Below are 5,487 nucleotides of genomic sequence, written 5' to 3'. Positions count from 1 at the left end.
CTTAGGATAAGGAAAAAAAACTGGCCAAAATCCGGTGTTGTCTGGGGTTGGAGTCTGGGTTTTGCGAACCGTTTCCTGGCGAAGATCCATCGATTCGAGACGAACAGAGGGTTGAAGTTTCAGTGAAAACTCGTATTTCCAGAGAGGCTCGGAGTTTCCTTGAAGACAAGCAACCGTGCGAACCGACTCCACCGAGGGAATTTCGAGTTTTCCCAAAGCGTGACGCAGACGGGGAAGAACCTGGGTTCGATCGATCGGTTCCAGTAAGATTAAAACCACCCGCAACCCCTCGGGTTTTCGAGAGACGTGAGTTTGAATCCCGCGCTTTTTAAAAACATGGTTTAACACCAATGCGATCGCCCGTTCGTCTCCCTGTTTCGCCCGTTGCAAAATCTGCGATCGTGTCATGGTTCGCATCCCCTGAAACTTAAGCTTTTTTTTAATATTAGCGGATTATATGACGACCCATCGATTTAAAAATCAATAACACAATCAACCGGATTCCGAATTTACATAAATCTACGCAATTTATTTTTTGTAATACCCCAAAAAACCAAAAAACTACGCAAGATATTAAATCAATCCTGCGTAGTTTTACTGAGTTTGATGAAATGGCGAACCGAGAATCCTAGGGCGCGTGACGCGGGCAAAAAACGGAGTCGAAATCAGATCGAGAAACAGCTACCGCATCACGCACCGCCCCAACAAGAGAGGGGTAGAAACTGTCAATTTTCAACTGTTCTAACTATCGATCGACCGATCCCATAATCACGTCGATACTGCCCAAAATGGCCACAATATCGGCAACCTTTGCCCCCTTCAAAATATGAGGCAAAACCTGCAAATTATTGAAATCCGCCGGACGAATCTTAAAGCGCCAGGGGAAGACATTATCGTTCCCCATAATAAACACGCCCAGCTCGCCTTTCCCCGACTCCATGCGGACGTAATGTTCCCCAGACGGAATCTTAAACGTCGGCGGAATGCGCTTACCCATAAACTGGTAATCAAAATCGTTCCACTGAGACTTCGGACCTTCCGCCATCCGACGGGCTTCCAAATTCTCAAACGGACCGCCGGGGAGTTGCTTGAGAGCCTGACGAATAATCTTCACCGACTCGCGCATCTCGCGAATCCGCACCAAATAGCGAGCAAAGCAGTCACCCGCCGTTTCATAATGAACCTCCCAATCTAGCTCGTCGTAGCACTCATAACTGTCGACTTTCCGCAAATCCCATTTCACCCCAGAACCGCGAAGCATCGGCCCAGAGAGTCCCCAGTTAATAGCTTCCTCGCGAGAGATGACGCCAATCCCTTCAATACGGCGGCGGAAAATGGGGTTGTTGGTGATGAGTTTCTCGTACTCATCCACCTTCGGATCGAAATAATCGCAGAAATCCTCGCACTTATCGACCCAACCGTAAGGTAAATCCGCCGCGACGCCACCGATGCGGAAATAGTTGTTGTTAATCAACCGCTGACCCGTCGCCGCTTCCCAGAGGTCGTAAATCAACTCCCGCTCGCGGAAAATGTAGAAAAAGGGCGTTTGAGCGCCCACATCGGCCAAAAAGGGACCGAGCCAGAGGAGGTGGTTGGCGATGCGGTTCAACTCCAGCATGATGACGCGGATGTAGCTGGCGCGTTTGGGAACCTCCACGCCGGCCAGTTGTTCCGGCGCGTTGACCGTAATCGCCTCGTTGAACATTCCCGCCGCATAGTCCCAACGGCTAACATAGGGAACGAACATGACGTTCGTGCGGTTCTCGGCAATTTTCTCCATCCCTCGGTGGAGATAGCCGATGACGGGTTCGCAGTCGATGACGTCTTCCCCGTCGAGGGTGACGATCAACCGTAAAACGCCGTGCATTGAGGGGTGGTGCGGCCCCATGTTCAGCACCATGGGTTCAGTTCGAGTTTCGATCTTAGGCATTTCAGCTATCGGTTATCCGTTTGATGGGTGTCAGAAAAAGCTGTTAGCTTTAATGACTGAATATGTATTTTTGTTTCGCCTTCAGTACATTATAGGGAGATTGGGTTGGCTGACCTAGAAATATCCACTGACACTTCAGACCAGCAGGTTCGGTTTCTGCACGTTCCGGTTCTCCAAAAAGAGACGATCGCCGCCTTGGCCGTGCGTCCTGGGGGACGATATCTCGACGCCACCGTGGGAGCCGGAGGCCATACGCGATCGATACTCGAGGCGGCGGCGGATACCCACGTGACCGCCATCGATCGCGACGATATGGCGCTGGAAACAGCTAAAGCTAATTTAGCCGACTACGGCGATCGCGTGACCTTCTGGCGAGGTAACTTTGCCGAATTCCCTTACGAGGACGAACGTTTCGACGGCATTTTAGCCGATTTGGGGGTCAGTTCCGGCCAGTTCGACGTAGTAGAACGGGGGTTCAGCTTTCGCCACGAAGCGCCCCTCGATATGAGAATGGACCGACGCCAAGAGTTGACCGCCGCAGAGATAATTAACCATTGGGACGAAACCGACTTAGCCAACGTCTTTTACCACTACGGCGAAGAACGGTTATCGCGACGCATCGCCCGCGCGATCGTCGCACGGCGGCCGTTTTACACCACCGTCGCCCTAGCCGAAGCGATCGCCGGGAGTGTCCCCCGTCGCTACCGATATGGTAGAATTCACCCGGCAACCCGCGTATTTCAAGCGTTACGGATTGCCGTAAACCGAGAGCTAGACAGTTTGGAACAATGGCTCGATCGAGCGCCTCGGGCGCTGAACGTTGGGGGGCGCATCGCCGCGATCGACTTTCACAGCTTGGAAGACCGCATCGTCAAACACCGATTTCGGGACAGTTCCGAACTCAAGGTGCTGACGAAAAAACCCATCGTCCCGCAACCCGAAGAACGCGCCGCCAACCCGCGATCGCGTTCCGCGAAACTGCGGTTTGCCGAGCGCGTTTCCCCCGAGGAGCGATCGTAAGGATATAAAAGACATATCGCTAGAAATCGATTCGCAGAAAAATCGGGGGTAAAAAAAAGATCGGGGGGAATACGGTCGATTTCTACAAAATCCTAGGGTACGATGGCAAAGACGCGATCGCCGAAGTCGGACGCATCCTCACCCCCACACGGAAGTCTAACCAACGAACTAGCCCGCGCACTGGAGATGGCATGAGTCGGGGAAAAGGAAAAAAACTCAAACTCTTAGTGGTTGACGACGAAACAGACAACCTAGACTTGCTCTATCGGACGTTTCGTCGAGAATTTCAAGTTTACAAAGCCGAAAGCGCCCTCGCCGCCCTACAAGTTCTCGAAGAACGGGGCGAAATGGCCATTATCATTTCCGACCAACGAATGCCGGAGATGAACGGTACCGAGTTCCTAAGTAAAACGGTCGATCGCTATCCCGACACCATTCGCATCCTGCTGACGGGATACACCGACGTCGAAGACCTGGTCGAAGCCATCAACTCCGGTCAGGTGTTCAAATACATCACCAAACCCTGGAATCCCGAGGAACTCAAAGCCGTCGTCCAGCAGGCATCGGAAACCTACAAAGTCGTCAAACAGCGCACCAACGAACTCAACCGCATCCTACGCCGCGAGTCCTTACTCAACGCCATCATGACGGTGGTGCGCGAGTCCCTCGACTACGAAAGTATGCTGGGCACCATCGTCGAAACCGTCGGGAGCAACTTCGAGGCCACCGGGGCGAAACTCTATCCCGTCGAAGGAAACAAACTGCGGAGTTCCGGCTCTGTCTCCTACAACGCCAACGAGTCCGACGAACCGGAGGTTTCCCCCTACGACGAAGCCTTAGTCAAGACCGCCGTCGAACAACGAGAAAGCCAGCTCGTCCAAGACGACGAGTCCAACGCGACTCACCTCGTCGTTCCCTTGTTGTACCAACAGGACAGCCTGGCTGTCCTCGCCCTGTACCAAATCGGAAACGACCCCCAATGGGCACAAGAAGAAGTCAAGCTCATCGAACTGGTGGCCGAACAAGCCGCCCTGGCACTTTCTCAAGCCCGCCTGTACCAGCGCACCCAAGAACAGGCGCAGAAAATGCTGGCCGAGTTGGAGGTCGCCCGACAAATCCAGTCGAACCTGCTGCGTCAGAGTTTTCCCGAAACCGACACCGAAAAAGTTCAAGCCTGTTGCTATCCCGCTCGAGGAGTCGGCGGCGACTTCTTTGAAGTGTACGTCCATCCTCAAGGGGATTTTTGGTTGGCGTTGGGGGACGTTTCGGGGAAAGGCGTTCCCGCCGCCTTGTTCATGGCCAGCGCCATGTCCGTACTGCGTCGGGAACTGTCCCAGGACAATCCCCCCGACCCCGCCGAGGTCATGCAAAACCTCAACAGCAGCCTGTCCGACGACCTGATTAGCAACAACTGCTTTATCACGATGGTTTTGGCGCGGTACACCCCGTCAACTCGACAGTTGGTGTACGCCAACGCCGGCCATATCTATCCCCTAATTTGGGCGCATCGAACTGTCGTCGAACAAGTGCAACAGGGCGAAGAGGTGACAGTCGAGCCGAATTTCGTGAAAACCCGGGGGATTCCATTGGGGATTTTGCCTGTTTGGAAAGCCAAAGACGATTCGGTGACGCTGAATCCCGGCGATGTCTTTTTGCTGACGAGCGACGGGATTACCGAAGCCAGCGTGACGCAAGTTGATAGTAACGGACAAGAAACTACGACGATGCTCCAACAAGAAGGACTTTGGAAACTCCTCCATCGAGAGGGGTCTCCTATCGATCTCTCTCATTTGCTCGATCGCGTGCGAGGTAACACCCAAGAGCAGGAAGACGACCAAACTATTCTCTCTCTGGAGGTTCTGTAATCCATGAAAACGGAATTACACATTCCTAGCGAACTGAGGTTTTTAAACATCGTCGAGAACTGGCTCCTGGGGTGTTTGGAAATGGATTTAGGTGAAAGCGTAGACTGGCCGCGCCAGTCGAACCGCTTGCGCTTGGTTCTCGCCGAGGCGTTTTCTAACGTCGTTCGCCACGCCCATCGCGATCGACCTCACCTTCCGGTTTTGGTTCGTTTGGAACTTAAGGAAGAAGATATCTGTTTGGAAGTCTGGGATTACGGGCGGGGATACAACCTCGACGAGTACATGGCACCGACGCCGGAGGCGATGCAGGAAGGGGGCTATGGCTGGTTGATTATGAATCGCTTGATGGATCGCGTCGAGTACAGTTTGCAGGTGGATATGGAAGGCCGCAACTGTTTGAAACTCGAAGCCAATCTCGTGGATAAGAGCAAGGAAAAGGTCAAATCATAGCGAGAGATGGGTTGAGGGAGACTCGCAGAACGTCGAACCTGTCACCTCCAAGGTAGGGACGTTACAGCGTTGAGTTCTCGAGAGCTTGAATTCTCCCAAGCCTGCTCTCGTTCTTTTTTTTAATTGGAATTTTTGGAGATGGCAATTTGGGACATTGAGGCAGGCGATCGACGGCTTTAATCTTAGGCGTTCATCTTACATTTTCACGATTCTTATCTTTAA

5 protein-coding genes are annotated in these 5,487 nt (G+C 52.8%); 3 read left to right on the top strand and 2 right to left on the bottom strand.

The genetic code is table 11. From position 1 onward, the window contains the following. A partial coding sequence (locus ACP5D4_RS20815; protein ID WP_428013526.1) for a hypothetical protein occupies positions 1-408 on the bottom strand: 408 nt, incomplete at its 3' end. Between the two features lie 337 nt (positions 409-745). Continuing rightward, positions 746-1,930, bottom strand: coding sequence for an NAD(P)H-quinone oxidoreductase subunit H (locus ACP5D4_RS20810; RefSeq protein ID WP_428013525.1), 1,185 nt, complete (start codon positions 1,928-1,930; stop codon positions 746-748). 105 nt (positions 1,931-2,035) lie between these two features. On the opposite strand from ACP5D4_RS20810, the gene rsmH reads away from it, so the two are divergent. The 3 genes from rsmH (at position 2,036) to ACP5D4_RS20795 (ending at position 5,265) form a co-directional block, all read left to right on the top strand. Next, entirely contained in the window at positions 2,036-2,950 is a 915-nt protein-coding gene (rsmH, locus tag ACP5D4_RS20805) for a 16S rRNA (cytosine(1402)-N(4))-methyltransferase RsmH (RefSeq protein ID WP_428013524.1), read from the top strand. 191 nt (positions 2,951-3,141) lie between these two features. After that, a complete protein-coding gene (locus ACP5D4_RS20800) occupies positions 3,142-4,815 on the top strand; it encodes a SpoIIE family protein phosphatase (RefSeq protein ID WP_428013523.1) in 1,674 nt (557 codons plus the stop codon). 3 nt (positions 4,816-4,818) lie between these two features. After that, positions 4,819-5,265: an ATP-binding protein gene (locus ACP5D4_RS20795; protein WP_428013522.1), complete on the top strand. Its 447-nt coding sequence runs from the start codon at positions 4,819-4,821 to the stop codon at positions 5,263-5,265. Positions 5,266-5,487: the final 222 nt, after the last annotated feature.

Origin of the sequence: Baaleninema sp., assembly GCF_049974805.1 — a bacterium.
Lineage (GTDB): Bacteria > Cyanobacteriota > Cyanobacteriia > Cyanobacteriales > Geitlerinemataceae > Baaleninema.
This window is presented reverse-complemented; position numbering and strand designations above follow the sequence as displayed.

Excerpts from the sequence above, each read along its gene's own strand:
- ACP5D4_RS20795 (WP_428013522.1), top strand. The coding sequence starts at position 4,819 with ATGAAAACGGAATTACACATTCCTAGCGAACTGAGGTTTTTAAACATC.
- ACP5D4_RS20810 (WP_428013525.1), bottom strand. The coding sequence starts at position 1,930 with ATGCCTAAGATCGAAACTCGAACTGAACCCATGGTGCTGAACATGGGG.
- ACP5D4_RS20800 (WP_428013523.1), top strand. The coding sequence starts at position 3,142 with ATGAGTCGGGGAAAAGGAAAAAAACTCAAACTCTTAGTGGTTGACGAC.